Genomic DNA, 1,117 nt, shown 5'->3' on the forward strand with positions numbered 1-1,117 from the left:
ATAAGACAATAAAAAAGGACTCTATATGAGTCCTTTTTTACTACAGGAAGCGAAATTTCGAACCCGCTCTAAATTAGAAATGGCTTCAAGGCCTACATCTTAATTAGCTATCCGGCAAAATTTTTCATTAAAAGATCCACTTTTTCTTCTGGAAATTTCACACCAATATATATGATAAATAGAAACTATATGTTATAAATATTAAGTAGGCATGATTTTTGCTTGTTTAATGGAATCTAAAATATGAAATTATCTGTTGGGTTGAAAGTTGCGAATTCTTTATCGTTAACACCTCAATTGCAGCAGGCGATCCGTTTGTTACAGCTTTCTAGCTTAGAGCTTGAACAGGAAATTCAAATTCAACTAGATAGTAATCCTTTACTTGAAAAAATAGAAGAAGAATCAATAACAGAAAGCCTATCTGTATTAGAAAGCAAAGAATCAGATGACTTAACAACTGAATTAAATGCAAACCATTTGCCTGATGATTTACCAGTCGATACTGATTGGGATGATATTTATACTCATCAATCAACAGCATTGGCTACTCCAGAATTTGAAGAGAGAGAGGATAATCGTCAAGTTCAATTATCTCTAAAGGAACATATTTTAGAACAAGTTAATCTTTTGCACTTTTCTAAAATAGATCAATTAATTGCTTACTGTATTGTTGATGCATTAGATGATAAAGGTTTCTTGGATGCTGAAATAGAAGAAATAATTTTAGCTGCCCAACAATTATTAAATGAGATGGATATCGAAGAAGACATTGAAGAAGATGAGGTTCTCGTTGTCTTAAAGCATATTCAACGGCTTGATCCACTAGGGATCGGTTCACGTAATTTAGCGGAATGTTTAAAAATACAACTCGAATTTCTACCAAAAGATGTTGAATATTTAAACGAAGCAAAAAGCTTATTGCAATATTATGAGCTTTTGATAGCAAATGATTTAAATAAATTACTCAAACAAACGGGTTTAACAAAAGACCAATTAAAGTTTGCAATCAATCTCTTAAAAACATTGAAACCTTATCCAGGTATGGATTTTGATAAACAAGAATCAGATTATCAAATCCCAGATGTAGTAGTTTCTAAAAAAGATTTACATTGGCAGG

The 1,117-nt window shown here is 31.4% G+C and carries 1 pseudogene; it reads left to right on the forward strand.

Annotated elements, in window-relative coordinates:
* Nucleotides 1–243: 243 nt before the first annotated feature.
* Nucleotides 244–1,117: pseudogene (locus tag UC75_RS22360) on the forward strand (RNA polymerase factor sigma-54); the annotation flags it as partial.

The organism is Acinetobacter sp. V2, from assembly GCF_001188385.1.
Lineage (GTDB): Bacteria > Pseudomonadota > Gammaproteobacteria > Pseudomonadales > Moraxellaceae > Acinetobacter > Acinetobacter oleivorans.